Source organism: Nocardia sp. 2TAF39 (assembly GCF_052114905.1).
In the GTDB taxonomy this organism is placed as follows: Bacteria; Actinomycetota; Actinomycetes; order Mycobacteriales; family Mycobacteriaceae; genus Nocardia.
Genome location: NZ_JBFRFQ010000015.1, coordinates 46,531 through 72,296, shown reverse-complemented (window position 1 = coordinate 72,296; position 25,766 = coordinate 46,531). Strand labels below are relative to the sequence as shown.

Sequence of the window (25,766 nt, the reverse complement as noted above, 5' to 3'; positions counted from 1 at the left end):
ATCCGGTCTGTCCTGGCAGATGGTCACGTGGGCGCGGCGGTCTCCGCGCCGCGAGCGGCCACAGTCCAGGAGGCGCGGGTGTTCAGCGTCGACGCGTCGCTGCTACTGGCGCTCCGGTAGGCATCGCCGATCGCGGCGAGTTCCTGTTCGGACAGCACGTCTTCGATCCGGGCGAATCCGCTCGGGGCCCGCTGCGCCACCGTGCGCAAGATGCGCTCCGGCCCCAATTCCCGGTTGGCCAGCACGATCGCGTTGACCGTCTCCCGCCGCGCACGTTCGTAGCCGGCCAGCGCGGTCGTCGTGTCCGGCGCGGTCGCCAGATGATATGCCAGCACCCGCGCGTCCAGGATCGCCTGTGATCCGCCGTTCGACCCGATCGGATACATCGGATGTGCCGCGTCGCCGGCCAAGGTGACCCGTCCGGTGCCCCAATACGCCAGCGGATCCCGGTCCACCATCGGATATTCCAAGATCGAATCCGCGCCCCGGATCAGCTCCGGCACGTCCAGCCAGTCGAACTGCCAGTCGGCGAAGTGCGGCAGCACATCGTCGAGCCGACCCCGCGCGGTCCAGTCCGCGGCGAATCCCTCATCGGGCCGACGGACCTCCGCCACCCAATTGATGGTCACCAGACCGTCGATCGTCGGAGAAATCGGGTACGCGACGAACTTCGCCACCGTATTGCAGCCGGCCATGATCATGGTCCGACCATTGAGGAACGGCCGGCGTATCGCGGTACCCCGCCACATCCGGATACCGGAGCCGATCGGCGGGCCCTCGCCGGGATGCAGGTGAGCGCGGACCACCGAGTGCAGGCCTTCCGCGCCGATCAGCGCGTCGCCATCCCACGATCCCGGCCTGCCGGTACGGCGGTCGATCAAGTGCACCCGCACCCCGTCCCCGGTGTCGGCGAAGTGGCTGAGCGCGAGGCCGGTCCGGATCGCGTCGACGCCGAGCCGCTCGGTCACCGCACGCAAGAGCATCAGCTGCAATTCACCGCGGTGAATGGAGTACTGCGGCCATTGGTAACCCGCCGAGGCTCCTCTCGGCTCGCACCAGATCTGGTTGCCGAACCGGTCGTAATGAATCATCTCGGCGGTGGGCACGCCGAGTGCGGCCAACTCGTCGCCGAAACCGAGCTCGGTCAGTTCACGCACAGCATGCGGGAGCAGGTTGATGCCGACGCCCGCGGTGGTGAGTTCCCGCGCCTTCTCCACCACAACGCATTCGATGCCGGCGGCGTGCAGGCTGAGCGCGGTGGTCAGCCCCGCGATCCCGGCGCCGGCGATCAACACGCCTGCGCCGGTCCCGCTCATCACAGCAGTACCTCCGGCAGGTATCGCTCGCGCACGAACGCGACGGGGCTGCCCCCCACATCCAGCCGGGCGGTGATGTCGAACAGCGGGCTGTCGGGCTGGTCGCCGGATCCGCGTACCACGCTGAGCGTGTGCCGCTTGGGATGCAACGGAGCAAGCAGTATTCCCAACGGCAGGTCGCCGTCCCGTAGCGCGAGTGCCGTACGGTACGGCACCCGGCCGAGCACGACGGTGGCCGTCGCCTCGGAAAGCACGCGATTACGGTTGTCCAGTAAGCGTATTTCCCGCCGCTGCACCGGTTCCGGCCGCCATAGATCAAGATCGGCGAACTCGGTGCTGGAAAGCCGGTCATCGTGCCGGTTCACCACCTCCAGCAGCACCGGACCACCAGTCCAGGCCGCGAGCGTCCTGGTTGCGCTATCACTCGCCCGCAGCAGCCTGATCAGCCGCTCGGAATCCGAGTGGATCGCCCGTTCGGTCACCGCGACATGATGGGCAGGAACGGACTCTGCCGAGCCGTTAAACGACATGAGCGCTCCACGGGGAAATCATTGGTAGCTGAATGGGCAGGAACGCTGCGCCCCCCGGCCAGGATCGACATCGCTCGAAAGATATTGTAACCATTGATTTTTGCTGCTTGCGGTTCGAGCGGTGTGGCGGCTTGATCGTGGAGCCGACTACTGGTGTACTTGCAAGTTTTCGATGCTGTGCCGACAGTGGAGCAGTTGCTCGTCGCATCGGCCCACGGGGCCGGTCGATTCTCGGGATAAAAGCCCAGATGAAGGCCGAATCGTCGAGCTGGAGCGGCGCTTGGGTCAGAACTCGACGAGAATGTCTATGCTGCGGTTGGGGGACCGGTTGCAGCGCAGTCTTTTTCAGTCATCGGCATGCACGGCGATGTGACTGTGGGACATGTCACTTGGCTTCCGTGCCGATGGTGAAGACCGCACCGATCCAGTTCGGGCGGCGTCTGTGGGCGTTGGTGACGGCGTTCGGCGCCGATTCGGTCCGGGCGACCTCGTGTTCGCTGCGGATACCCCGGGCACGTCACGGTCGGTGTCGGGAAGCCGCTGTTCGTTCCGGCTCCGGGGGAGCGGGCGAACGTGTGAACGACGCGCGGTAGCTGCTCGGCGGCACGCCGACGTGGCGGATCATGTGTTGGCGCAGCGATTCCGCCGAGCCGATGCCGCTGTGCCGTGCCACCTGATCCATCGGCAGCGAGGTGGATTCCAGCAGCTCCCGTGCACGCTGGAGGCGTTGGTGCAGTAGCCATTTCTGCGGACTGAGGCCGGTCTCCTCATGAAAGCGGCGGGTCAGCGTGCGGACGCTGGTCCGAGCATGTCGGGCCAGGTCCTCCAGCGACAGGGGAGTGTCCAGCCGTTCCAACGCCCAGTTGCGGGTGGCCGCCAGCGTCAGCCCGTTCTCCGGAGGCAATGGGGCGTCCACGAATTGGGCCTGCCCGCCGGGCCGCACGGGGGTCACGACGGCGGCGCGGGCGGCCGCGTTCGCGACCGTCGCACCGTAGTCGGTGCGAATCAAGTGCAGGCACAGGTCGATTCCGGCCGCCGCGCCCGCGGCGGTCGTGACCGGGCCGTCCGTGATGAACAGCGCGTCGGTGCGCACCGACACGTCCGGGAACATCGCGGCCAATTCGTCGGCCAGGCCCCAGTGCGTGGTTGCGGTGCGGCCGGACAGCAAGCCCGCCTGGGCCAAGACGAAGGCGCCGCTACAGATCGACGTGACGCGCTTGCCGTCGTCGAAGGCGCGGCGCAACGCGGCCAGCGTGGCGTCGTCGGCGCTGCCGCGGCTGCCGGTGCTCGGCACGATGACGGTATCCGCCTCGTCCATGGCGTCGAGCCCGTGTGAAACCACGACGTCGAATCCGCCGATTCCCGCGGACAGCACGCCGGGCACGGCGGTGCACACCACGATGCGGTAGCCGGGTGCGTCGCCCACCACCGCCGCGCCGAGTAGCGACGCGGGCATGGCCAGGTCGAATGCCTTCACCGGAGGTACCGCGACGACGGCGACAGTGTGCATGGCCTGATCCTTGGGATAGTTGGCAATTCGGCCACTAGCCTACCCGGAGGCCCGGCGGCAGGCTGAATGCACGCGATCGGCGAACGGTGATGTTGTCAGCGATCGCGCCTATACCGTTGTTGCAGAAGGGAATTCACATGCGAACGCACGTCATCGTCGGCCGGGGCGGCACCGCGTCGGCCACCGCGACGCTGCTGGTCGAGTCCGGCGACCGGGTGCGGATGGTCAGCCGCAGCGGTGCAGGCCCCGAGCACCCGAACATCGAGCGGGTCGCGCTGGACGGGCTGGACACGACGTCGCTGACCGCGCTCGCCGAGCACGCCGACACCGTGTTCAACATGGCCATGCCCGCCTACCACACCTGGCCCGAACAGGTTCCGCCGTTGTTCGGGTCCATCCGCACGGCGGCGGAACAATCCGGCGCGAACTTGGTGATGCTGGGCAACCTGTACGGCTACGGCCCCGCCGACGGCCCGCTGACCGAGCAGTCGCCGCTGGCGGCCACCGGTCCGAAGGGCCTGGTGCGGGCCAGGATGTGGCGGGAGGCCGAGGAGGCGCACCTGGCCGGGCGGCTGCGCGCCACCGAGGTGCGGGCGGGACAATTCATCGGCCCCGGCGCGTTCTCGTTGTTCACGCTGCTCGCCCAGCCGAAAATCCGGGCCGGGCAGCTCGCGCTGCTGCCCCAGGCTCTCGATTCACCACACGCCTACACCGCGATCGGCGACGCCGCCGCGGCCCTGGTCGCGGTGGCCCGCGACGAGCGCGCCTGGGGTCGGGCCTGGCACGCACCGACCATCACCGCGACGGCGCGTGAGCTGGCCGAGATGTTCGCCGAGGCCACAGGCGCGCCTGCGCCGCGATTGGCGGTGATGACCGATCGCGAGCTGACGATCCTCGGGCTCGCCGACCCGTTCTGGGCCGAATTGTTCGAGACCCAGCACATGTCGCATGCGACGTTCACCGTCGATGACGCGGACATCCGGGAGACGTTCGGCCTGAAGGCGTCCGATCCGGACGAGGTGTTCGCGGAGGTGGTGCGCGCGTCCTGATGCGGCGCATACAGCGGATGCCCGCGCACCGGCGACCCGGCTGCCCAGGCTCCGGTCAGGGGCGTAGCTCGCGGTGTTCGGCGCGAACGCGCCGCGGTGGGCGTTGAGCCGCGAATCTGTCGTACCCGGGGCGGACAATCCCGGTATGGCATACGACGAGGAATTGGCCGAGCGGATCCGCGAACTGATCGTGCCCGGGCCCGAGTTCACCGAGCAGCAGATGTTCGGCGGCCTGGCATTCCTGATCGGCGGGAACATGGCGGTGGCGGCCAGCGGTAAAGGTGGCTTGATGGTCCGGGTTGACCCGGACGAGGGCGAGCGGCTGGTGGGGGACTCGGTCGAGCCCATGGTCATGGGCGGTCGTGAGATGGTCGGCTGGCTCCGGGTCGCCCCGGAGGCGGCCGACGACGACGAGGTGCTGCGGGAATGGGTCGAGCGCGGCGTCGCCTACGCCCGGACCCTCCCACCTAGGAAGAAGTAGCTCGGATCAGGGCCGGACCTGGCGGCGGAAGGTCACCCGATCGAACTCGCGGCCGTACTCGTCCACCGCGACCACGTCCATCTCGCTGGCGAAGATGCCGGGGCGAACATCGACACGCAGGAACGAGTAGTTCCGGAACCGGACCCGTGACCACGGTGCGGCCTCCTCCTGCTTGCCGCCGCCGGGCGTCCAGACGTAGCTGTTCGGCACCGTGGTGTCCGGTAGCTCATTGCCGCGGAAGGACTCTCGCGAATCCGGCTGGAAGTCGTAGCGCGGACGCCCGCCCCCGCCGACGGTGTAGTAGACGGTCCCGTCGGTCTCCGGGTAGACGATCGAGCTGTCGCCCGCGACCTTCGTCGCGCTGCCGCCGCGGATCGGATCGGTGCGCTCGTAGACGTGGTTGTGTCCCTGCAGCACCAGGTCGACCTGGTAGCGGTCGAACAGCTCCACCCAGGCGTCGCGCACGCCGCCGTCGCTGGCGTGCGCCTCGGTGGTCGAGTACGCGCAGTGGTGGAAGAAGCAGACGATGAAATCGATGTCGCGGTCGGCGCGGTAGGCGGCTAGCGTGCGCTGCACCCAACTCGTCTGCGCACCATCGGAATAGCCGGAGTTGGCACGGATCTCGTAGGAGACGTCGTTGGCGTCCAGCGAGAGCACCGCGACGTTGCCGTAGGTGAACGAGTACGCAGAGGGACAGCCCGCCGGGCCGTTGCCGGGGAAATCGAGCCGCGCCAGATGCCCTCCGTAGCCGAGTTTTCCGTAGGTCGCCTCCATGTCGTGGTTGCCGGTGGCGAACAGCCACGGCGTCTGCGCGGCGCTGACCTCGATGGCACCGAAGTAGACATCCCACACGTAGGGGTTGTACCTGTCGAACGCGCTAGCCGGTTGCGCCCCGTGCGCGACGAATTGACCAGGCTTGCCCCAGCCGGTGGGGTCGGCGTAGGCGATGTCGCCGGCCAGGATATGGAAATCCGGTCGGGCCGCGGCGATCTGGCGCAGCACGTTGCTCGCATGCGGTGCGGCCGGATCGTTGTCGACCTTGTAGTACTTGTCGTCGTATTCGCCGGGCGCGACGCCGTCCGGCAGCGCCGGGGTACCGTCGGTGCCCTGGTCGCCCATCATGGTGAAGCGGAACGGCAGGACCCCGGCTCGTCCGGTGGGCATCGCGGGCGCGGCGGTGCGGATGTCGCCGACGAATCCGTCGGAGGTCCGCCAGCGGTAGAAGTGCGGTACCCGGCCGGGTAGGCCCTCCACCGGAGCATGGACGTAGAACTGTTCCGCGGCGAGGACCCCGCCGTCGGCGGTGGGCACCTGGGTGAGCAGATCGCGCACTTCGGCCTCGACCGTCGCGCCCAGCGCCGGCGTGGGGCCGTGGTCGAGGTACACCGTGGCGCCCGCCGGACGCCGCGACAGCTGGCCCGAGAATCGCAGTTGGCTCGCGGCATCGGGCCCGTATCCGACGTGTCGTCCGCCCACCGCGAGTTGGGCCTCCTCGGCATAGGCGCGCCGGCCGAACGGCGAGACGCCGACTGCGGCGACGGCCGCGGCCGCCGCGGCGCCACGCAGGATATTGCGCCGGGACACCGGATGGCGGCGCAGGTAGGCGCGGTGCCATTCGTGTTGTTCCGTCATGGTCATATCGGCGGCGAGACGGTCAGGAATTCCGGTGTCCGGAATGTCGCCTGCTGGATTCAGCGGAGTGGACGGCATACCGCTGATGTTGTACGGACCGCGCATTCTGGGCAACTCGACATCGCACCGTGTGCGGGAACAGTGGATGAACGTTGTCCGCCCACGTTCACGATCGCGGGCGTGATCCGGACAATCCCCGCAAACGGGGAGCATTGCCAGGTGTCGGGCCAATTTCTCGCTCGCATAACGGGTCCGGTGTGGCGCCGCCGTGGCTAGGCTGCGCTGATGGCGACCTTCACCCGCACCGCGTTCACGGCGATCGTGCTCGTCGGCGCACTGGCGGGGGCGGCGACCGCGCACGCGACGCCCGGCGTCGACATCACCGCGGTCACCCTCGGTCAGGCGCAGATTCCGGCCGGACTGCTGCCCTTCGTCGCGGGCACCGATCTCGTCGTCCGCGAAATCACCATCGGCCCCGGCGGTTCCACCGGCTGGCATTACCACGACGGCCCCGTCTTCGGCTTCGTCCGCGCGGGCACGCTCACCCATCCCGGACCCGACTGCGACGATCCCGTCTACCGCACGGGCGATTTCATCTACGAGCCCGCCGGCGAATGGAACGTCCACATCGGCCGCAACCTGGGCACCGAACCACTGATTCTCGACGTGGTCTATGCCCCACCCCTCGGTGAGCCGCTGTTCGTGGATGCCCCGGCGCCGTCCTGCGCATAGCTCGAGTTCGCACACGATTCACCGCCGCGAAAACCAAGCGCGGGTCGGTGCACTGGTTCGCGGCCAGGCGGCCATGCCCTGTGATCATGTGGATGCGTGGCCGTCCGAAGCGGCCGCCGACTCGCTCTTTTTTCTAGCTTATTAGGATGCTAGCATTCTTGGGTGGGCGACGAGGAAGTCAAGCAGTTCAACGTGTACCTGCCGATCGGGCTGATCAAGCAGGTGAAGCATCACGCCATCGAGTCGGGCACATCACTCTCGGCGTTGGTCGCCGAGGCGTTGCGTTCATACCTCGCCGAACCACACGACCAGCAGCGATCGTCCGACAAGGAGACCTGACATGACGACCCACGGCATCGAGGGCGTATTCGTGGAAACCCATAACTGGGGCAAGGCGGCCAAATTCTTCCAAGAGCTCGGCTTCGAACTGGATTTCGCGACCGACCATGGCTCCGGCATGCTTCGCAACGGCGACGGCCCGTACGTCTTCGTCGCCGAGATTCCCGAGCACCGCGAACCGCAGGTGCAACTGGTGCTGACGGTGGCCGACGCGGATGGCTTCCAGCCCGGCCCCGCGGTCGACGTGGTCACGCCTTTCGAAGAAACCCATTACGGGACAAAAGAAATGACCGTCCGCGACCCTGACGGGCGGATCTGGAGCCTCCAGTCGGGCAACTGAACCAGCCTCCGAGACGGCATCGAACACAGACGATCGAACACAGACGAAGGAGATTCATCATGCCGGTCGAGCAGACCGCGGCACCGGAGAGCACAGCTCTGCGGGTGGCCCTGTGGCGGGCCTTGCACGTCCAGATCGACCCGCACCCGCACGTGCTCGCCGACGAGATCGGCCTGCGGCTGGCGGCTCCGGGAGACGACTGGCGTGAACGTCCCGACATGGCCCCGCTGACGACCAGTCGTTCGAGGGCCACCGTCGTCGCCCGTGCCCGCTTCATCGAAGATCTCGTCGTGCGGGAGGTGGGCCGCGGCGTCGACCAGTACGTCATCCTCGGGGCAGGTCTGGACACCTTCGCCCAGCGGCGACCGGAAATCGCCTCCCACTTGACGGTTTTCGAGGTCGATCAGCCCGGACCGCAGGAATGGAAGCGCCGACGCCTGCTCGAGCTCGGCTACGGACTTCCGGAGTGGCTCCGACTGGTGCCGGTCGACTTCGAGGCGGGATGGTGGGACCGATTGGTCGAGGCGGGGTTCGATCCGGAACGACCCGCGGTGGTGGTCTCCACCGGCGTCTCCATGTATCTGACAAAGGACGCGACCGCCGGCACGCTACGCCACCTCGCCGCGCTGGCACCTGGCTCCGCGCTGGCCATGACGTTCATCGTGCCATTCGAGCTCGTCGAACCGGATGAGCGGCCCCAACGCGAGCGGACCGAGTACGCTGCGCGCGCAGCGGGCACGCCGTTCATCAGCTTCTTCACCCCGTCGGAGATCGCCGCCTCGGCCCGGGAAGCCGGTTTCGCCGCCACCGAGCACGTGTCGGCCGCCGAACTCACCCGGCGCTACTTCGCTGACCGCGCTGATGGACTACGCCCCTCGACTTCGGAGGAGCTGCTCGTGGCGACCACCTGATGGTTGTGCTTCATGATCACCGGCACAGGGGGAGGGCCCTCTCGCGAAATGCCGCAGCCACGCGCCGTAAATTTCAGGTGTGGGTGCTGGGAGGATGGGGCTGGAAAATATCTCGAGAAAGTTCGAGAGTTATGTCGAATGGGTGGGGGTGGCTCCGACCAAAGGGTGACAGCGGGTCCTACACGACAAGGGAGCACATCATGTCGGTCAACACTTTCTTCTGGTTCGAGAACGGTGCCGAGGAAGCCGCCAACTTCTACGCCTCGGTGATTCCGAATTCGCGGGTGGTCGATATCTCCCGCAACGCCGATGGCTCGGCGTTCATCGTCTCGCTCGACTTGGACGGCCAAGCGATCACGATCATGAACGGCGGGCCGGACCACCCGCTCACCGACGCGGCGTCGTTGCAGGTCGTCGTGGACACCCAGGACGAGGTTGATCGCTTGTGGGATGCCCTCTCCGAGGGGGGCCTGCCGGGGCCTTGCGGTTGGCTCACCGACCGCTACGGTCTGTTCTGGCAGGTGGTGCCCTCCGCGCTGCTGGAACTGATGCGCGGGGACGATCCCGCCAAAACCATCGCCGTCGGCACCGCCCTGCGCTCGATGTCCAAGCTCGACGTCAAGGTCCTGCAGGACGCCTACGACAACGCCTGACATGGCCGGAGACCCGCCCTCCGCTCGGGCGGGTCTTCGCGTGCGCGACAGCGTCGTCGGTGACAGCGTTCCGGCGTCACCGCATGGACGAGCGCGGACTTGTCCGGCCTCGCCGACGCCACACATATTCGAACAGTCTCAGTATTTCGCCATCAGGTAGGAGCCGACGATGATCATGGCGCACGCGGCGACTCGTCGGGAATTGATGCGGCGCCGCGGGAAACCCATCACTCCGTAATGGTCCATCGCCGCCGCGAGAAACATCTGGCCCGCGATGATCAAGGCGTTGAACGTTCCGATTCCGACGCTGGAAGCGACGGTGATCATCGCGAAGATCGCCGCACCGCCGGTGAGGCCGCCGACGGGCGCCCATTTGGGCATCGCCGCGAGGTCGGCACGGGTCGGCCACTCCCGACGGCGCGAAATGAGAAGCCAGACAACGAGAATCACGCCAACACCGGTGAGGGCCACGGCATAGGAGATCACCCCGCACAACCACACGTTCTTCAGTGCCAGCTTCAGCGTGTTCTGGCACCCGGCCTCTACGGACCGCAACGCGCCGCCGACCAGCATGAACACGAAGATCAGGACCATCGCCCAGCGCGGGAGCGTCATCCGTGTCTCGGTGGTGGTGGTCGTCGTCATCGGGAGACCCTTTCGGCCGGCTCAGTGGTGCGCGGGGCAGGTTCTTGCTTTGTCGAGTCGCTGGCCATCAGGTAGACCGCCGCCGTGATCAAACCGGCGGCCAGTAGTCGGGGTGGGGTCATTTCCCTGGTGGCGAACCCCATGAGGCCAAGGTCGTCCATCACCAGCGCGACCAGCATCTCGCTCACGATGACGACCGCGTTGAAGGTTGCCACGCCGACGTACTTGGCGACGGTGATCATGCCGACCACCGCCACACCGCCGATCAGGCCGCCGAACGGCGCCCACCACGGCATGTGCCGCACATCCTCGAGGGTCGGCAACGGCGAGTCCGAGACCACTCTCGATACCGCCAGGAAAATCAAAAATCCGGCCAGTGCAACGGCATACGAGAACACCGCGCACAGCCACGTGTTCTGCACATAGGTCTTCTGAGTGTTCTGGCATCCGACCTCGATGGACCGCAGCCCACCGGATACGAGGATGAACAGAAATACAAGCCCAAGGCTGACGACGGCCACGGCGAGACGTCCTTCGGTTCAGGGAGTAAACGCCATCACGAACCCAGCGATGCGGCTCAACCGGCCCCCGGCAGGAGGAACCACGTCTCCGTCTGCTAGCGACACCATCTGGTGTGACCTGCGTAACGTACCGTTAAATAACGGCACCGTCAATAGCGGTAGATGACTGCGGCAATGTCAGCCATGGACGAATTCTGCTGTCTCCTAGACCCTCTCGGGTCACCGGGGTCCTGCGGCACGCCTACGACAACGCCTGACACACACGAAGACGCCGCCCTCGATATCCGGGCGCGACTTCGCATGCCGCGGCAGCGTCGTCAGCGCCAGCGCTCGGGTGTCACCGGCGCGTCCCACGCGCGGGCGTAGCGGCGCTTGTCGGGCGCGTCGAACGCCTTGCTGCGGTAGACCACATAGGGCCGCACCAGATATCCGACAGGCGCGCTGAACATGTGCACCAACCGGGTATAGGGCCAGAAGCCGATCAACGCGAGAACGATCAGGCCGTGTGCCTGGAAGGTCCACGGGGTGTCCACCATGAGCTCGGGCTCGGGGCCGAGCGTGAACAGGCTGCGGAACCAGGGGGAGACCGTCTCCCGGTAGTTGTAGGTGCCCCAGAGCAGGTTGCTGCCCCAGGTGTTGAGCAGGCCGGTGACCAGTGCCGTGGCCAGCAGGACGTACATCAGCCGGTCGTTGCGGGTAGTGGCCTTGCGGACGGCGGGAACGGTGATCCGCCGGTAGACCAGGATGGCGACACCCGCGAGCACGGCGAGACCGGCCACCGAGCCCGCCGAGACCGCGATCAGGTGATAGGCGTGCTCGGAGATGCCGACCGCGGCGGTCCACGACTCCGGGATCAGCACGCCGAGCACGTGCCCGCCGATCACGCCGAGCATGCCGAAGTGGAACAGCGGGCTGCCCAGGCGCAGCAGGTGGCTCTCGTAGATCTGGGAGGACCGGGTGGTCCAGCCGAATTGATCGTTGCGGTAGCGCCACAGGTGGCCGAGCACGAACGAGGTGAACGCGATATACGGCAGGATCAGCCACAGCGCGGTCGGCAGATGCGGCGTCGCGTTCATCGTCGGCCTTCCGATCCGTCGAACAGGGAGGGGTCCATCGCGAAGGGTTCCAACCCGACCTCTTCCTCGGGCGGGCCCTGCGCGGCGAGTTCGGCGATGCGCCGACGGTCGGCGGTGGTCGGCGGCGGCAGTGTCGCCCCGACCGCGGCGAGCACACCGGCGTACGGAGAGCCGTTGTCGGACAGTGAAAGCCGCAGCAGCTCCAGCACGGGAACGTGCTCGCCGAGCAGCCGCTCACCGCCGATCGGGTCGACGGTGGCGGCGAACTCCAGCAGTACCGGCAGATGGTCGGGCAGCTCTTCGTCGCCGAGTTCGACACCGGCGTGCCGATAGGCGTGTTTGAACCGCAGCAGCGCCATGCCGCGCTTGCGGGTGTCGCCGTAGGCGTAGAAGGTCAGGTGCAGGCTGGCGCGACGGCGCATATCGAAGGTCTCGACGTAGGAGGCCGCCAGCTCCAACGGCGCCGTCACCCGAAGGTACTCGAGGAAACCGCTCAAGTGCTCGCGAATCGCATCCGGCAATCCGGTTGCGGCAGTGGTCAACTGGTCGACCATGGCCAGCGTCTGCTCGGTCGGGTAGTCCAGCAGCAGCGCGGCGATCCGCCACACCAGCTGGCGGTCGCGTTGGGCGAGTTGCACCGCGGATTCGGGGCGGCGGCGCAACTTCAGCAGGCTCATCGCTCTGCTCCGCCCGGCGCCGAGATCGGCCCACCGGTCATGGCGCCGTTACTGCCCACGTCCATTCCGTTGCTGCCCACGTCCATTCCGTTGCTGTCGCCGTTCGCGGAGTCGTTGACGTGCGCTCTGTCGCTCCCGCCGTTCGCGTACCCACCGGTGCCCTGGCCGTTCCTAGTGTCGTTCGCGTGTGCGCCGTCGTTCGTGCCGTTCGTGGTGCCGTTGGCAGGCACCAGCCCCACGGTGCTCTTGCCATCCCAGTTCAGCAGGTTGACCCGGGACGACTTCTCCTGCGGCGCGGCGCCGTTGGTGTCGGTGAGGTGGAATTTGTCCACCATCTGGTCGAATGCTGTCATGCCCGGACCGCCGTCGGTGTCCAGGCTGCACCCGGTGGCGAGTGAATCCAGTTCGTGCGCACGGGCTCCCGCGCCGGTCGGGATGATGTAGCGATGCTCGTACTTGGCGATGGCCAGCAGGCGGTACATCGCCTCGATCTGTTCGGGTTCGAGGCGTACCGACGGCGCGATGGCGGGATCGGGCTCCTCGCCGAGATTCACCGACCGCATGAACGACCGCATCGCCGCCAGGCGCTGCAGCGCCGCGCGCACCGGCCCGACATCACCCGCGGTGAACAGTTCGGCCAGGTATTCCACCGGGATGCGCAGCGCGTCGATGGCGCCGAACAGGTTCGACACGTTCTCGCCGTCGTGCCCGGTCCCGGCGAGCACGTCGACCACCGGTGACAGCGGCGGCACATACCAGACCATCGGCATGGTGCGGTACTCCGGGTGCAGCGGCAGCGCGATCTGGTAGTCCACGATCAGTTTGTAGACCGGCGAATCCTGCGCTGCCTGAATCCACTCCGGGGAGATCCCGGCGCGTTCGGCCTCGGCGACCACCCGCGGGTCGTGCGGGTTGAGGAACACTGCGAGCTGCGCCGGATAGAGGTCGGTGTCGTCGGTGACCGACGCGGCCTCCGATACGGCGTCGGCGTCGTAAAGCAGCACGCCGATGTAGCGCAGCCGCCCGACACAGGTCTCCGAGCACACCGTCGGCATGCCGACTTCCACCCGCGGGTAGCAGAAAGTGCACTTTTCCGCCTTGCCCGTTTTGTGGTTGAAGTAGATCTTCTTGTACGGGCAGCCCGACACGCACTGTCGCCAGCCGCGGCACTTGTCCTGGTCCACCAGGACGATGCCGTCTTCGGCGCGCTTGTAGATCGCGCCGGACGGGCACGACGCCGCACACGACGGGTTGAGGCAATGCTCGCAGATGCGCGGTAGGTAGAACATGAAGGTCTGTTCGAACTCCAGCTTCACCTGATCGGACAGCTTCGCCAGCAGCGGGTCCTTACCGACCTGCTCGGGACCGGAGCCCAGGTCGTCGTCCCAGTTCGCGCCCCAGGTGATATTCGTATCCGCGCCGGTGATCAGCGATTTGGGGCGGGCGACGGGCGTGGTGTCCATCGGCGGCGAGGACAGCAGGTTGTCGTAGTCGTAGCTCCACGGCTCGTAGTAGTCCGCCACCGTGGGCAGGTCCGGATTGGCGAAGAGGTTGAGCAGCCGCTTGACTCGGGAGCCGGACTTCAGGGTGAGCTTGCCACGCTTGTTCAGCGTCCAGCCGCCCTTCCACTTCTCCTGATCCTGGTAGCGGCGCGGATAGCCCTGCCCGGGACGGGTTTCCACATTGTTGAACCAGACGTACTCGGTGCCGCCGCGGTTGGTCCACGCCTGCTTGCAAGTGACGCTGCAGGTGTGGCAGCCGATGCACTTGTCCAGGTTCATCACCATGGCCAGCTGTGCCATGACTCGCATGTCAGTACTCCACTTCTTGCGAGCGTTTGCGGATCGTGGTGACCTCGTCGCGCTGATTTCCGGTGGGGCCGTGGTAGTTCAGCGCGAAGGATTGCTGCGCGTAGCCGCCGATGAGATGCGAGGGTTTGATCATGATGCGGGTGAGCGCGTTGTGGATGCCGCCGCGTTTGCCGCGGCCCTTGGTGTCCTCGCCGATGCCTTCGATGCGCGGCACGTCCACCGCCCGGTCCTGGGCGTGGTACATGAACACCGTGCCCTCCGGCATCCGATGGCTGACGATGGCGCGGGCGACCACGATGCCGTTGCGGTTGATCGCCTCGATCCAATCGTTGTCGGCGACACCGATCTTCGCGGCGTCCCGGTCGGACATCCAGATCGTCTGTCCGCCGCGGGAGAGCGTCAGCATGTGCAGGTTGTCCTGGTAGGCGGAGTGAATCGACCATTTCGAGTGCGGTGTCAGGTAGCGCACGGTGACGCCCCGGTCGTCGACCGCGCCGATGGACGGCTCGCGGAACAACGCCGTCATGTCCAGCGGAGGGCGGAAGATCGGCAGCTGCTCGCCGAGTTCGATCATCCAGTCGTGGTCGAGGTAGAAGTGCTGGCGCCCGGTCAGCGTGTGCCACGGCTTGAGGCGCTCGGTGTTGATGGTGAACGGCGAGTACCTGCGGCCGCCGGTTTCGCTGCCCGACCACTCCGGGGAGGTGATCACCGGTACCGGGCGAGCCTGGGTGTCGGCGAACGAGATCCGCTTGCCTTCGTGCTCGGCGGCCAAGTCGGCCAGCTCGGTGCCGGTGCGGCGCTCCAGCGCGTGGAAGCCCTCCACGGCGAGTCTGCCATTGGTGGTGCCCGAGAGCGCGAGAATGGCCTCGGCCGCGTGCGTGTCCTTGGCCAGCGACGGACGCCCTTGCGCCACACCGGAAACCACGGTGCCGTTCATTCCGGCGAGATACTCGACCTCGTGGTCGGGATAGGTGGTGACTCCCTTGGTGGTGACGCCGAGCGTATCGATCAGCGGCCCGAGCGCGGCCATCTTCTCGGCCAGCTTCGGGTAGTCGCGTTCGACGACCACCAGCTTCGGCATGGTCTTGCCCGGGATCGGTTCGCACTCACCGGCCTTCCAGTCCAGCACCCGGCCACCCGCCTGCGCGGTCGCGTCCGGCGAATCGTGCTGCAGCGGCACGGCCACCAGATCCTTGCGCGTGCCCAGGTGCTTTTCGGCCATCCAGGAGAAGCCACGCGCGATCCGGTGGAAGGCATCGAAGTCGGTCTTCGCCTCCCAGGGCGGTGAGATGGCCGGGGAGAAGGCGTGCACGAACGGGTGCATGTCGGTGGAGGAGAGGTCGTGTTTCTCGTACCAGGTGGCCGCGGGCAGCACGATGTCGGAGAACAGCGTGGTGCTGGTCATCCGGAAGTCCAGTGACAGCAGCAGATCCAGTTTGCCGGTGGCGGCGGTCTCGCGCCAGGTCAGCTCCTGCGGTCGTATGCCGGTGGCGTCGGTGGCCTGCAGGTTGGAATCGGCACCGAGCAGGTGGCGTTGGAAGTACTCGTTGCCCTTGCCGGAGGAGCCGAGCAGGTTTGCCCGCCACACGGTCAGGCAGCGCGGGAAGTTCTCCGGTGCGTCCGGGTCCTCGCAGGCGAACCGCAGATCTCCGGACTTCAGCCCGTTCACCACGTGCTCCGGCGCGGTCTTGCCCGCGGCCTCGGCTTCGTCCACGAGGTCGAGGGGATTACGGTCGAACGTCGGGTAGCTCGGCATCCAGCCGAGCCGGGTCGCCAGGGCGATATTGTCGGCCGCGGTGCGCCCGGCGAACTTCCCCGTGCCCAGCGGTGAGGCGAACGCCTGGGCGGTGAATGGGTCGTAGCGCCACTGATCATTGGTCAGATACCAGAACACCGTGCCCTGCATCTGCCGCGGCGGACGCTGCCAGTCCAACCCGAAGGCCAGCGTGGACCACCCGGTGACCGGTCGGCACTTCTCCTGGCCGACGTAATGCGCCCAGCCGCCACCGTTCACGCCTTGACAGCCGGTCAGCAGGGTCAGGGTGAAGAACGCACGGTAGATCTGGTCGGAATGGAACCAGTGGTTGGTGCCCGCGCCCATCAGGATCATCGACCGGCCGCCGGAGCGATCGGCGTTGTCCGCGAACTCCCGCGCGATGCGTTCCGCCTGCGCCGCGGGCACGCCGGTGATGGTCTCCTGCCAGGCAGGGGTGTAGGGCTCGGCGGGATCGTCGTAGCCACCCGGCCAGGAGCCCGGCAAACCGTCGCGGCCGACGCCGTACTGGGCGAGCAGCAGATCGAAGACCGTAGTCACCCGTTTGCCCGCGACGGTCGTCGCCGGGACCCCGCGGGTGAGCACCCCGGGCGCGGCGCTGTCGAAGCGGGGAATCTGCACGGCCGCAGCATCATCGGTGCGGCTGTACAGAGTCAGCAGGGGATCGACATCCCCGAGATCGAGGTTCCAGCGCCCGGTGCCTGCCTCGCCGAACCGGTACCCGAGCGACCCGTTGGGCACGACCGGTCGCGCCTGCGCGTCCAGCAGCACCGTCTGGAACTCGACCCCTTCGCCGACCTGACCGAGATCGGCGGCAGTGAGGAACTTGCCAGGAACGAACGCGCCGTCGCGCTCGTCCAGGGTGATCAGGAACGGCAGGTCGGTGTAACGCTTGACGTAGTCGAGGAAACGCGAGGTCGTCTTCTCGACGAAGAACTCCTTCAACACCACGTGCCCCATCGCCATGGCCAAAGCCGCATCGGTGCCCGGACGCGCGGGCACCCATTCGTCGGCGAACTTGGTGTTGTCCGCGTAGTCGGGAGAGACCACGACGACCTTCTGGCCGCGGTAGCGGGCCTCGGTCATGTAGTGCGCGTCGGGCGTCCTGGTCACCGGCACGTTCGAGCCCCACATGATGAGGTAGCCCGCGTCGAACCAGTCCGCGGACTCCGGCACGTCGGTCTGGTCGCCGAACACCTGCGGCGAGGCCACCGGCAGGTCGGCGTACCAGTCGTAGAACGACAGCATCGATCCGCCGAGCAGCGAGATGAACCGGGCGCCGACGGCGTGGCTGACCATCGACATGGCCGGAATCGGGGAGAACCCGGCCACCCGGTCCGGCCCGTATTGCTTGATCGTGTAAACATGTGCGGCGGCGGCGATTTCGGCCGCCTCCCACCACTCGGCGCGTACGAATCCGCCCTTGCCGCGGGCGGTCTTGTAGCTGCGCGCCTTCTGCGGGTCTTCGATGATCTCGCCCCAGGCGAGCACCGGGTCCTTCAACCGGGACTTGGCTTCCCGGTACAGCTCGAGCAGCGTGCCGCGCACATACGGGTAGCGGACCCGGGCCGGCGAGTAGGTGTACCAGGAGAAGGACGCGCCACGCGGGCAGCCGCGCGGTTCGTACTCGGGCTTGTCCGCCCCGACCGACGGATAGTCGGTCTGCTGCGACTCCCAGGTGATCACACCATCCTTGACATAGATCTTCCACGAGCAGGACCCGGTGCAGTTCACACCATGCGTAGAGCGCACAACCTTGTCATGCGACCACCGATCCCGATAGAACTCATCAGCGCTACGGCCACCGACCTTGTGCAACATGCGACCGTCGGAGGACACCTCACCACGGTGGAAGTATCTCCCCAACCGAAGAAGCGCGTCCCCGGCATCCATGGCAGGGGAGGAGGGTATGCGACCCTGGCTACGCGAATTAACCACGACGTCCCCTTCGAGCAGTGAAATCGGTGTGATTTTCCGACTGTAGGGAGCGGAGCACGGCGGACCAAACGTCTCTCTCACAGCCCATTCGGGATCGAGGTGAGTTGTGAGATCAGCGCAACGTGGTGGTCATGGTCGTGCGGGGTTTCCGCAGTGTCCGGCGCGAGGTGACCAGGCGAGTTGCGCTGCGACCTGGCCGAAAGCGTACCTGGGAGGCCGGTTTGCGCGGAGATCGGTGATGCTTTGGAAACGACTGGTTCTCCGGCGCTTTACATTTGTTAACACAACCGCGCGGTCGTCGGCGGTGTCCGTTCTACTCGATTTCGCCGGCTTCGGTGTCGGTTCCACGGACGCATTTCACCGAGCGGGATTCAATTCGCTGAATATTTGCGAAACATCAGGAAATAACGTGCCGCGGTCGCTGCCCTCCGGATGATTTCGTCCAGCTACGTGGGGTCGGCAGCAGTCCCGGATCCGGCCCACTCAGGCGCCGGGTGTGGTCGTCCGTTTCCGATTGCGCGTGCAGGGCGCGGGAGCCGGGTCCGAGGTGTCGGCCCCGAAAGTCCCAGCCGATCCCATGCTGGCTCCCAGCTGGAGTTCACCTGCGGAAGAAACTGTGGGCGAGGTTCGCTGGCGTTCGAGCAGAAGGAATGATGAGGTTGGTTGCTGGGTTCGGCCGATTGCCCGTCGGCATCGGCGCGGGGCTCGCGGTACTACTGCTCGGATGCGCTGTGGCACAAGCGGATACGGTGGTGCCGTTGCCCGACGGTCAGCAGGCTTTCACGACGGCGACGGGTGTGCAGATCGATCTGAGCCGCACAGGGGAGAGCGCGGTGGTCTCCCCGTCGCTCGCCTACAACGGTCTGTCGCGCACTGCGAGCATGTCGGGCACCGTGTACGCCACGGTCGCCGGTGCGACCGGCGGCACTCTCGTCTCCGGGTATCTGATCGGGTGTCAGATCGATCTGTCCGGTGGCGTGACCGTGGGCGGTGACGTGTACGTGGCCCCGGGTTCGGTGTCACCGGAACTGGCACCCAGTATCAACCTGGTGCCGGGAGGTGTCGCGCAGGTGAAGTTCGACACCAAGCAGATCGATCCTCGAGCCGATGCCGTCGGCTTCGAGTATCACGATCGAGGTGTCCAGGTCGATGGGTGCGCTGGATATGCGCAGGCTCGTGCATTCACCACACTGACGGTGATCAATGAGCGCGGTTCGGCCGAGGTGACGTTGTACGGCGATCCGTTCAGCATCGGGTGAGTTCCGCACGTTCCGGTGCCGGCCGGTCGGCCTACCGAATTCCTATGCCGCAACGAGATCGGTGATAGTTCGATCGGGAGAGAGGAAACGTGCCGTGCGAGGTCCGCTGTGCACTGCAATCGTGGCGTGTGCCGTCATGCTGGTCGGGACGGGTTCGGCGGAGGCCGACACACAGGTGGTGCTGCCCGACGGGCACGGCCAGTTCACCACTCGCGACGGGGTGACCGTCCAGGTCGACCGCAGTGGGGAGCATGTGACGGTCTCCCCGTCGATAGCGTCGAGTCCGCTCTCCCGCAACGTGTGGGTTTCCGGCGTCACCTCGGTGAGTGTCGATGTGCCAGTCGGTATCACGGTCACCGGGGGCCGCATTCAGACCGGTTATCTGGTCGGCTGCCAGGTCGATCTGGGTTCTGGCGTGCACGCTGACGCCAGTGGTGATGCTGCGGACAAGGCGAAAAGCGAGGGACCGGACAAAACCGGTGGTGATGCCCAGGCTGGTGGTGGTGGAAACACAGCCAACTCCGGCGGTGGCGGGAATGGGGGTGGTGGCCTGACCGTGGGAACCTACAACCTGGGCGGGAGCGCCAACAGCTCGGGGATCACGCCGTATGCCGACCCTGATATGTCGCTGCAGCTGAAACCGGGCAAGGTCGCCACCAAGCAGATCGAGACCTACAACTTCAGCGGCACCTCGGGTACTACGCAGTATGTGGACCACACATTGTCGATCGACGGCTGCGCGGGCTACGCCGAGGCGCGTTCGTATATGACAATCTTCGTGCAGGACAATGTCATGGACGCTTCACAAACCCTCTGGGGGCAGCCCTTCAGCCTCGGGTGATCCGCGTCCCCCTCGCGCTATGTCTTTCCGCGAAGACTGGCGGATTCTCAACGAGATGATCCCACCGAGCAACGTAGAACAGGTGAGGTCGTCTGCGGTCATTGGGAGATCGGGGCTTGAAGATAGGCGTCGAGCCCCTGGTAGATCGAGTAGGAAACAATCGTTCGGCTCAATACATGCAGTTGTACTACTCGTTGCCGTGAAATTTTCGAAAGTGCGGCCCACACCCGACAAATGACCAGGTCGGGGTGTCGGTCATGCGAATATCTCGGGTAGTCACATTTCTCTCCTTCTGGCGGTATGAACCAGGCTCGGAGTATTGCGGTGCCGCCCGATGTGCTGGGGGGATGGCGATGCGGGAAAACAAACCGAACGTTACGACGAAATGTGGAATATAAAGATGGCTATGTCAAGAACTCTGGCATAGCAGCCTGGCTGATATTGCCCGCCGTCTCATCCGGATACGGGCTGTTTATGTCCTCATGTACTTGCGAATACCGGACGAGTGAATTCATACGTCACCTGAATCGTTCTCGGCGCTCGGGGGTTCGGCTGAGGTGAGGTAACCTCGAATCCGAACCGGAGGGCCGTGTCGCCTCGTGCTTCTAACCGCAAAAATCGTTCTGACCTGGCCCTATGCGCGGATGGGGCGGCAGGCGAGTGCCGGATCGAGGCTCGAATCGTCGACATCATATACGGTCGTGAACTTCCTCGATCGACCGCTCTCGGCCTACCGGCAGCAAGTTTTGATCGGTGGCGACTGATGCCACCGAGGTGACATTCTGCTATGACGAGACCGGGGGGTTTGTAAGCCACGACATCATGTCACAGATTGGTTTCGATGGTTGACAGTTGATGCATTGTTCGACCATGATGGCAGTCGCCAAATCGGCACGGGGAATAAATATCGAAAGGAATGTTTGTATGCTTCTGCCAGTTGTTGGGCAGGTCGTTGGTGGTGCTGTCGCGGCTGTGGGCGCGCTTCTGGTGGGCCTGGGTGCCCTCATCTTCGTTATTTAGGCCACGCCGCGGCGGCCACGGTGGCGACAGCCTGGTGGCCGACGGTAGACGAAACAGGCATGCCTTCAGCAGTACGCTGGGGTAATGCTTTTCAAGACTCCCGGTCCATCGGATCGGGAGTCTTTCGTTACGCGTCGAAGGTTACAGCCAGCCGGACACGTTCACCGGCAGCGAAATCGCCACCCTCGCCGGATGCGGAACGGGTGGGACACTGAATACGGCAGAAACGTGCCGTCCCCAAGTGGACGCGATTAGTCAAGGTCGGGTCTGTGGAGTCGGGGTTCATTCCAGCGCCATGCTGCCGCGGATGAAAGCGACCCCCATCAGGGACGACGATCCGGCATTGTCCCTTTTCGGCGTATTCGGGTCCCACCCTCGGCTTGGGATTCAGCCGGATGGTCCCGGCTCTGCCGGGGCACCGGAAGGTGTGTTCCAGGTCGAAGCGGCGCAGGAACGCCTGCCGGCACCAGTCGGTTTGCTCAGTGGTGAGATCGGTGCGAGATGTCCACAGCCACACCGGTTCCAGGTTCCGGTTACCGGGCAGTCGGTCCAACGTAGTCGAGGAATTCGTGGGTGCCGCCGCCGGAGTCGGTGCGCACCAGCACCTTCTTCCCGAACCGGTATTGTCGCAGTTCAGAGCACCCTTCTTCATTTACTGCCGGGAAAGCCCAGGCTAGTCGGCGGGGTTGACGTCGGCGAACGTGTCAACCCAACGGTGCGGGGGCCGTGGAGGATTGGGCTCGCCGGGGCGGGTAAGGCCGATGGCCCGCCAGTTCGCGGCGACGGCCGCGTCGAGCTCGTCCGGATGGTCGGACAGGAACAGGATGTGCTCGGCGGGGATGCCGATTGCGTCCGCGATCTTCGTGTAGGAGGCGGATTCGCGTTTGCCGCCTGCTGTAGTCAGATCGAAGTATCCGCTGATCAGCTCGGCGAGGCTGCCGCCTCGCGCGAAGGCGAACCAATCCTGTTGGTTGCGAACCGATCCCGAGGAGTAGACGTACAGGGCGAAGCCCGCGGCGTGCCACGCGGTGAGCGCGGGCGCGACATCCGGGAAGAACTCGCCGTGCAGCACACCGGCGCGGAAGCCTTTCGCGCAGATCAGGCCCTGGGCGGTCTTGAGCGGCTCGGCCTTGACGTCCGAGTCGAGCCAGGCGCGCAGGGTTTCGGCGACCTCGGCGACCTCGGCGTCCGCCCGCCCGGTCAGCTCCCTGGTCGCGGCGAGCACGGGCTCCGCTGCCGTAGCGTTGTTTTCGGCCAGCCAGCGCGGAAGTTGTTCGCGGGTATAGCCATACAGGTCTTCGCGGACCGAACGGGTGGGGCTTGTGGTGCCCTCGATGTCGACGACGACGGCGCCGATCACGACGCGGTGAGCAGTTCGTCGAGGGTGGGGAAGCCCGCGCTGATCTTGTCGCCGGTAAAGTCGCCGACCCAGCCGTCCTCCTCCTCGAAGAAGCGGATGGCGATGAAGTCCGGGCGTGCGCCCATGTCGAACCAGTGCAGCGTTCCGGCGGGCACCGAGAGCAGGTCGCCGCCCTCGCACACCACAGCAAGCACCTCGTCATCGAGGTGCAGGTAGAAGCAGCCGCGCCCGGCGGCGAAGAAACGCACCTCGTCCTCGGCGTGCCGGTGCTCGTCGAGAAATTTCTCGCGCGCGCCCCTGGCGACCTGCGGCCACTGTGGGTCGGCGTCGTCGGGATGGATACGGGCGATGTCGATGTGCCGGTAGCGCCCCGACTCGTTCAGCTCCGCGACCTCGGCCGCGTACTGGGTGAGCAGGTCGTCGGAAGAGCGGGAGGCGGCGTTCTCGACCACCGGCCAACGGCCGAAAGTGATTCCGTGGCTGGCTAATTCGGTGCCGATCAGCTCGTCGTCGATGGTACGCACGCGCACGTCGGCGGCATTGCCCGCGGCCATCACCTGGAGCAGGGTCATCTCAGTCCAATCTCGAGGATGTCGTCACGCGCGCCGAACGCGGCCGGGCTACCCGTCCGCGATACCAACTCGCACAGCGCTTCCAGGCATTCGACGCGATCACGCGCTTGGGAGAGATTATCCCCCCACGCGGTGATCCCATGGCCGGCGATGAACAGGACCGGGGGAGTATCGGGGTGGTCGAGAAGATAGCGCTCGATATCCGCGCCGATGCGCGGCACGTCCGGCCAGTTCGGGAACACCGGGATGGCGACGGTGGCCGGATCGCTTCCGCCGAGCCCTTTGATGAGCTCGTAGTCGGTGATCCGAATCGTGGTCACGGCGTCGCGAACGGCCGACCGCGTGGCCAGCGCCGTGGCGTACGGCGGGTGGATGTGCACCACGGCTCGAGCTGGACCGGTCCGGTAGACGGCGGTGTGAATCGTGGTCTCCGCCGAGGGTTTACGACCGTGGCCGGACACTGCCGTCGAGTCCGCGACACGAACGGTGACCATGTCGCGCTCGGTGAGTTCGCCCTTGGACAGGCCGCTTCCGGTGACGACGGCAGTTTCGCCGGTGCGCACCGAGATGTTGCCCGCCGTGCCGGGCATCCAGCCGCGCCGGTACAGCTCGCGTGCGATGTCCGCGATCGCCGTGCCGTGCGACGGGTCCGAGCGATGAACCACGCCGCGCTCGGTGACCACCGCAGTCACCAAGTCGCCCGGCGTCACGTCGAAGGCCGGATTGAAGGCCTCGGTGTCCGCGGGAGCCGTTGCCACGCCGCCGAATCCGGTCACCTCGGCTGCCGCGCGCTCCTCGACCACGATCTCGCGGCCGGTGGTCATCTGCGGATCGAGGGTCGACTCCGGGGCGACCACCAGGAACGGGATGTCGTGGTGGTGTGCCGCTAGCGCGAGGGAGTATGTGCCGATCTTGTTGGCGACGTCACCGTTCACGGTCACGCGGTCGGCGCCGACCAGCACGCAGTCGACCTGCCCCGTGGCCATCGCCCAGGCGGCGGCGGAATCGACGGTCAGCCGGTGTGGGATGCCCGCCTCGGCCAGTTCCCAGGTGGTCAGGCGGGCGCCCTGCAGCAGCGGACGGGTCTCGCCGACCAGGACTTGCTCGAGCGCGCCGCGCTCGGACAGCACCCGCAGCGCGCCGATGGCGGTGCCGAATGCGCTGGTCGCAAGCCTGCCGGTGTTGCAGTGGGTCAGTACCCGCAGCGGCCGGTCGGGGCAGAGTTCCTGTACGAGGTCCGCGGCGTTGGTCGCGGCGGCCCGGTTCACCCTGCCGTCTTCGGCCAGCATGTCCAGCGTTTCGGCGAGCACGGCATCCGCGCCCTGCCCTACCTTGGCCCGGACTCGCTCGACAGCCCAGGCAAGGTTGACCGCGGTCGGCCGGGCCGCCGCGATCCGATTCGCCTCGGCGTGCACCGCCTGCTCATCCACCACCCCGTCCGTTGTGTGCACCGCCGTGGCGATGACCACACCGAACGCGCCCGCGATGCCGATGGCGGGTGCGCCGCGGATGGCAAGCACTTTGATGGCGTCGATCACCTGGTCGACCGTGTGCAACCGCAGCTCGCGCGCCTCGTGCGGCAGTCCGCGCTGGTCGATGGTGACGAGTGCACCGTCGTCCCAGATCAGAGAACTGTCGTCCATCAGGCACATCCTTCATCGCGTCGAGCAGTGTCGTGCCTGGTCAACGGTATCGGATGCCGGTCGATGGCCGCCATCCGCGTCAGGCGGCTCCGGCCGCCTCGGCGCGCAGCTTCGCGGCTCGTTCACGCGGGTCGTAGTTCGGGCCGACCCCCTCGATCAGCAGTAGGTCGCCCTCGACGTGGTCGGTGCGCAGCGCCGAAATCGCCTGATAGGCGGGCGAGTGATACCACTCGCGGGCCTCGGTCGTGCCGGGGAATTCGATCAGCACCCATGCTGCCCGGCCAGCTGCCCTCCACGACCTCGGCCGGCGGTCCGTGGATGACGAAGCGGCCGAACGGATCGAGGGTGGCCTGGATGCGCTCCAGGTCCTGGAGGATATCGGCGTGCGGCGTGCGACCGCGCGGATGGGCGAAGCCATAGGCGGAATGTGGGTGGGTCACCGTGCGCAGCTTGCCCGTATGGCGGAATGGTCCGCTGTGGGGTGGTCCCCCGGCCTCTGGTCGCGCAGGGTGCCCGGACGACCGCCGCCGCCGGTCCCGGAGGAGGGGAACCGGCGGCGCGGCGTGGTGCAGATCAGTTAGTAGCGGCGGTCCTGCTCGCCGCGCCGGTCGGGCGTCTCCGACTGGCGCTGGTTGCCCGACCGGCGGCCTTCGGGATTCCCGCTCTCGGGCATGCCCTGCTCTTGGCGCTGTTGTTGCTGTTGCCTCGGCATCTGCTTCGGCATTTTCTTAGGCGCTTTCTTAGACTTTTCAGCCATCTCCACTCGGTCCTTTCCGGGTGATTGATATTCGCCTAACCACAAACACGATAGCCATCAGATATGGCTTCCGGAAGGGGGCCGGAAAAATATGGGCCTTAGCGGCCATAACGTGACATTGCCGCAGGTAGAGAGCCTATTGAGAGTGGGTTTCGATAAGGAATCCGGCCCTCTGGGCGGCGAATAGGCTATTTTCTTCGATCACGCCCTGTGCCGTGTCCGGAAATCTGGATACCGCCAAGTCGGGCACCTGTTCGGGGCGCCCTGCGCAAGAAGTACGCGATCGCGCTGATTTCCCCGAACACTCATATCGGGGACTCGAAACAGGCTGTTGTCGCGACGACGTAATCGTCAGCGCGACGGCATGAGCGCAGACCGA

The 25,766-nt window shown here is 66.3% G+C and carries 25 protein-coding genes; 10 read left to right on the top strand and 15 right to left on the bottom strand.

Going from position 1 to position 25,766, the window contains the following annotated elements:
* Nucleotides 1-23: 23 nt before the first annotated feature.
* The 3 genes from AB4Z47_RS11895 to AB4Z47_RS11885 all read right to left on the bottom strand — a co-directional run bounded on the left by AB4Z47_RS11895 (nt 24) and on the right by AB4Z47_RS11885 (nt 3,356).
* A complete protein-coding gene (locus AB4Z47_RS11895) occupies nt 24-1,316 on the bottom strand; it encodes a flavin-dependent oxidoreductase (protein ID WP_441950295.1) in 1,293 nt (430 codons plus the stop codon).
* A complete protein-coding gene (locus tag AB4Z47_RS11890) occupies nt 1,316-1,798 on the bottom strand; it encodes a hypothetical protein (RefSeq protein WP_441950293.1) in 483 nt (160 codons plus the stop codon). The genes AB4Z47_RS11895 and AB4Z47_RS11890 overlap by 1 nt, the downstream gene beginning before the upstream one ends.
* Before the next feature lie 565 nt (nt 1,799-2,363).
* Complete coding sequence (locus tag AB4Z47_RS11885) at nt 2,364-3,356, bottom strand: GlxA family transcriptional regulator (RefSeq protein ID WP_441950292.1); 993 nt, start codon at nt 3,354-3,356, stop codon at nt 2,364-2,366.
* A 137-nt stretch (nt 3,357-3,493) separates the two neighbouring features.
* Between AB4Z47_RS11885 and AB4Z47_RS11880 the strand changes: the two genes are divergently transcribed.
* Together AB4Z47_RS11880 and AB4Z47_RS11875 are read left to right on the top strand one after the other, a co-directional pair.
* Nucleotides 3,494-4,405: an NAD-dependent epimerase/dehydratase family protein gene (locus AB4Z47_RS11880; RefSeq protein WP_441950291.1), complete on the top strand. Its 912-nt coding sequence runs from the start codon at nt 3,494-3,496 to the stop codon at nt 4,403-4,405.
* Between the two features lie 145 nt (nt 4,406-4,550).
* Complete coding sequence (locus AB4Z47_RS11875; RefSeq protein ID WP_441950290.1) at nt 4,551-4,886, top strand: TfoX/Sxy family protein; 336 nt, start codon at nt 4,551-4,553, stop codon at nt 4,884-4,886.
* Nucleotides 4,887-4,892: 6 nt separating this feature from the next.
* Here the strand turns inward: AB4Z47_RS11875 and AB4Z47_RS11870 are convergent, their stop codons facing one another.
* Nucleotides 4,893-6,596 carry a metallophosphoesterase gene (locus AB4Z47_RS11870; RefSeq protein WP_441950289.1) on the bottom strand — a complete coding sequence of 568 codons (1,704 nt, stop codon included), beginning with the start codon at nt 6,594-6,596 and terminating at the stop codon, nt 4,893-4,895.
* A gap of 207 nt (nt 6,597-6,803) precedes the next feature.
* Here AB4Z47_RS11870 and AB4Z47_RS11865 point away from each other — a divergent pair, with 207 nt between their 5' ends.
* From AB4Z47_RS11865 to AB4Z47_RS11845, 5 genes are all read left to right on the top strand, one after another.
* Entirely contained in the window at nt 6,804-7,250 is a 447-nt protein-coding gene (locus AB4Z47_RS11865; RefSeq protein WP_441950288.1) for a cupin domain-containing protein, read from the top strand.
* Nucleotides 7,251-7,412: 162 nt separating this feature from the next.
* Nucleotides 7,413-7,589, top strand: a complete 177-nt coding sequence (locus AB4Z47_RS11860) for a CopG family transcriptional regulator (RefSeq protein WP_441950286.1) — start codon at nt 7,413-7,415, stop codon at nt 7,587-7,589.
* Nucleotide 7,590: 1 nt separating this feature from the next.
* Nucleotides 7,591-7,929 (top strand): VOC family protein, encoded by a 339-nt coding sequence (locus AB4Z47_RS11855; protein ID WP_441950285.1) that lies wholly within the window; start codon nt 7,591-7,593, stop codon nt 7,927-7,929.
* Nucleotides 7,930-7,988: 59 nt separating this feature from the next.
* The gene (locus tag AB4Z47_RS11850) at nt 7,989-8,840 is read left to right on the top strand and encodes a class I SAM-dependent methyltransferase (RefSeq protein WP_441950284.1); all 852 of its coding nucleotides are present in this window, start codon (nt 7,989-7,991) and stop codon (nt 8,838-8,840) included.
* A 200-nt stretch (nt 8,841-9,040) separates the two neighbouring features.
* Nucleotides 9,041-9,493, top strand: a complete 453-nt coding sequence (locus AB4Z47_RS11845) for a VOC family protein (RefSeq protein ID WP_441950283.1) — start codon at nt 9,041-9,043, stop codon at nt 9,491-9,493.
* A 138-nt stretch (nt 9,494-9,631) separates the two neighbouring features.
* Here the strand turns inward: AB4Z47_RS11845 and AB4Z47_RS11840 are convergent, their stop codons facing one another.
* The 6 genes from AB4Z47_RS11840 to AB4Z47_RS11815 form a co-directional block, all read right to left on the bottom strand.
* The gene (locus tag AB4Z47_RS11840; RefSeq protein ID WP_441950282.1) at nt 9,632-10,138 is read right to left on the bottom strand and encodes a DMT family transporter; all 507 of its coding nucleotides are present in this window, start codon (nt 10,136-10,138) and stop codon (nt 9,632-9,634) included.
* A complete protein-coding gene (locus AB4Z47_RS11835; protein WP_441950281.1) occupies nt 10,135-10,659 on the bottom strand; it encodes a DMT family transporter in 525 nt (174 codons plus the stop codon). The genes AB4Z47_RS11840 and AB4Z47_RS11835 overlap by 4 nt, the downstream gene beginning before the upstream one ends.
* A 317-nt stretch (nt 10,660-10,976) precedes the next feature.
* Nucleotides 10,977-11,735 (bottom strand): respiratory nitrate reductase subunit gamma, encoded by a 759-nt coding sequence (gene narI / locus AB4Z47_RS11830; RefSeq protein WP_441950279.1) that lies wholly within the window; start codon nt 11,733-11,735, stop codon nt 10,977-10,979.
* Nucleotides 11,732-12,412: a nitrate reductase molybdenum cofactor assembly chaperone gene (narJ, locus tag AB4Z47_RS11825; protein WP_441950277.1), complete on the bottom strand. Its 681-nt coding sequence runs from the start codon at nt 12,410-12,412 to the stop codon at nt 11,732-11,734. The genes narI and narJ overlap by 4 nt, the downstream gene beginning before the upstream one ends.
* A complete protein-coding gene (narH, locus tag AB4Z47_RS11820; protein WP_441950540.1) occupies nt 12,409-14,214 on the bottom strand; it encodes a nitrate reductase subunit beta in 1,806 nt (601 codons plus the stop codon). The genes narJ and narH overlap by 4 nt, the downstream gene beginning before the upstream one ends.
* A gap of 10 nt (nt 14,215-14,224) precedes the next feature.
* Nucleotides 14,225-17,890 carry a nitrate reductase subunit alpha gene (locus AB4Z47_RS11815; protein ID WP_441950276.1) on the bottom strand — a complete coding sequence of 1,222 codons (3,666 nt, stop codon included), beginning with the start codon at nt 17,888-17,890 and terminating at the stop codon, nt 14,225-14,227.
* Between the two features lie 698 nt (nt 17,891-18,588).
* Here AB4Z47_RS11815 and AB4Z47_RS11810 point away from each other — a divergent pair.
* Nucleotides 18,589-19,194 (top strand): MspA family porin, encoded by a 606-nt coding sequence (locus AB4Z47_RS11810; RefSeq protein WP_441950275.1) that lies wholly within the window; start codon nt 18,589-18,591, stop codon nt 19,192-19,194.
* A gap of 94 nt (nt 19,195-19,288) precedes the next feature.
* Nucleotides 19,289-20,035, top strand: a complete 747-nt coding sequence (locus tag AB4Z47_RS11805; RefSeq protein ID WP_441950273.1) for an MspA family porin — start codon at nt 19,289-19,291, stop codon at nt 20,033-20,035.
* Between the two features lie 1,693 nt (nt 20,036-21,728).
* Here the strand turns inward: AB4Z47_RS11805 and mtnC are convergent.
* The 4 genes from mtnC to AB4Z47_RS11785 form a co-directional block, all read right to left on the bottom strand.
* Complete coding sequence (gene mtnC / locus AB4Z47_RS11800; RefSeq protein ID WP_441950271.1) at nt 21,729-22,415, bottom strand: acireductone synthase; 687 nt, start codon at nt 22,413-22,415, stop codon at nt 21,729-21,731.
* Complete coding sequence (locus AB4Z47_RS11795) at nt 22,412-22,987, bottom strand: 1,2-dihydroxy-3-keto-5-methylthiopentene dioxygenase (protein ID WP_441950269.1); 576 nt, start codon at nt 22,985-22,987, stop codon at nt 22,412-22,414. Before AB4Z47_RS11795 ends, mtnC begins: the two co-directional genes overlap by 4 nt.
* Entirely contained in the window at nt 22,984-24,630 is a 1,647-nt protein-coding gene (mtnA, locus tag AB4Z47_RS11790; RefSeq protein ID WP_441950268.1) for an S-methyl-5-thioribose-1-phosphate isomerase, read from the bottom strand. The genes AB4Z47_RS11795 and mtnA overlap by 4 nt, the downstream gene beginning before the upstream one ends.
* A 79-nt stretch (nt 24,631-24,709) precedes the next feature.
* The gene (locus tag AB4Z47_RS11785) at nt 24,710-24,898 is read right to left on the bottom strand and encodes a DUF1330 domain-containing protein (protein ID WP_441950266.1); all 189 of its coding nucleotides are present in this window, start codon (nt 24,896-24,898) and stop codon (nt 24,710-24,712) included.
* A 46-nt stretch (nt 24,899-24,944) separates the two neighbouring features.
* Here AB4Z47_RS11785 and AB4Z47_RS11780 point away from each other — a divergent pair, with 46 nt between their 5' ends.
* On the top strand, nt 24,945-25,211 hold the full coding sequence (locus AB4Z47_RS11780) for a hypothetical protein (RefSeq protein ID WP_441950265.1): 267 nt from the start codon (nt 24,945-24,947) through the stop codon (nt 25,209-25,211).
* Here AB4Z47_RS11780 and AB4Z47_RS11775 read toward each other — a convergent pair.
* A complete protein-coding gene (locus AB4Z47_RS11775; protein ID WP_441950264.1) occupies nt 25,208-25,387 on the bottom strand; it encodes a hypothetical protein in 180 nt (59 codons plus the stop codon). The two genes, AB4Z47_RS11780 and AB4Z47_RS11775, sit on opposite strands and share 4 nt — an antisense overlap.
* Nucleotides 25,388-25,766: the final 379 nt, after the last annotated feature.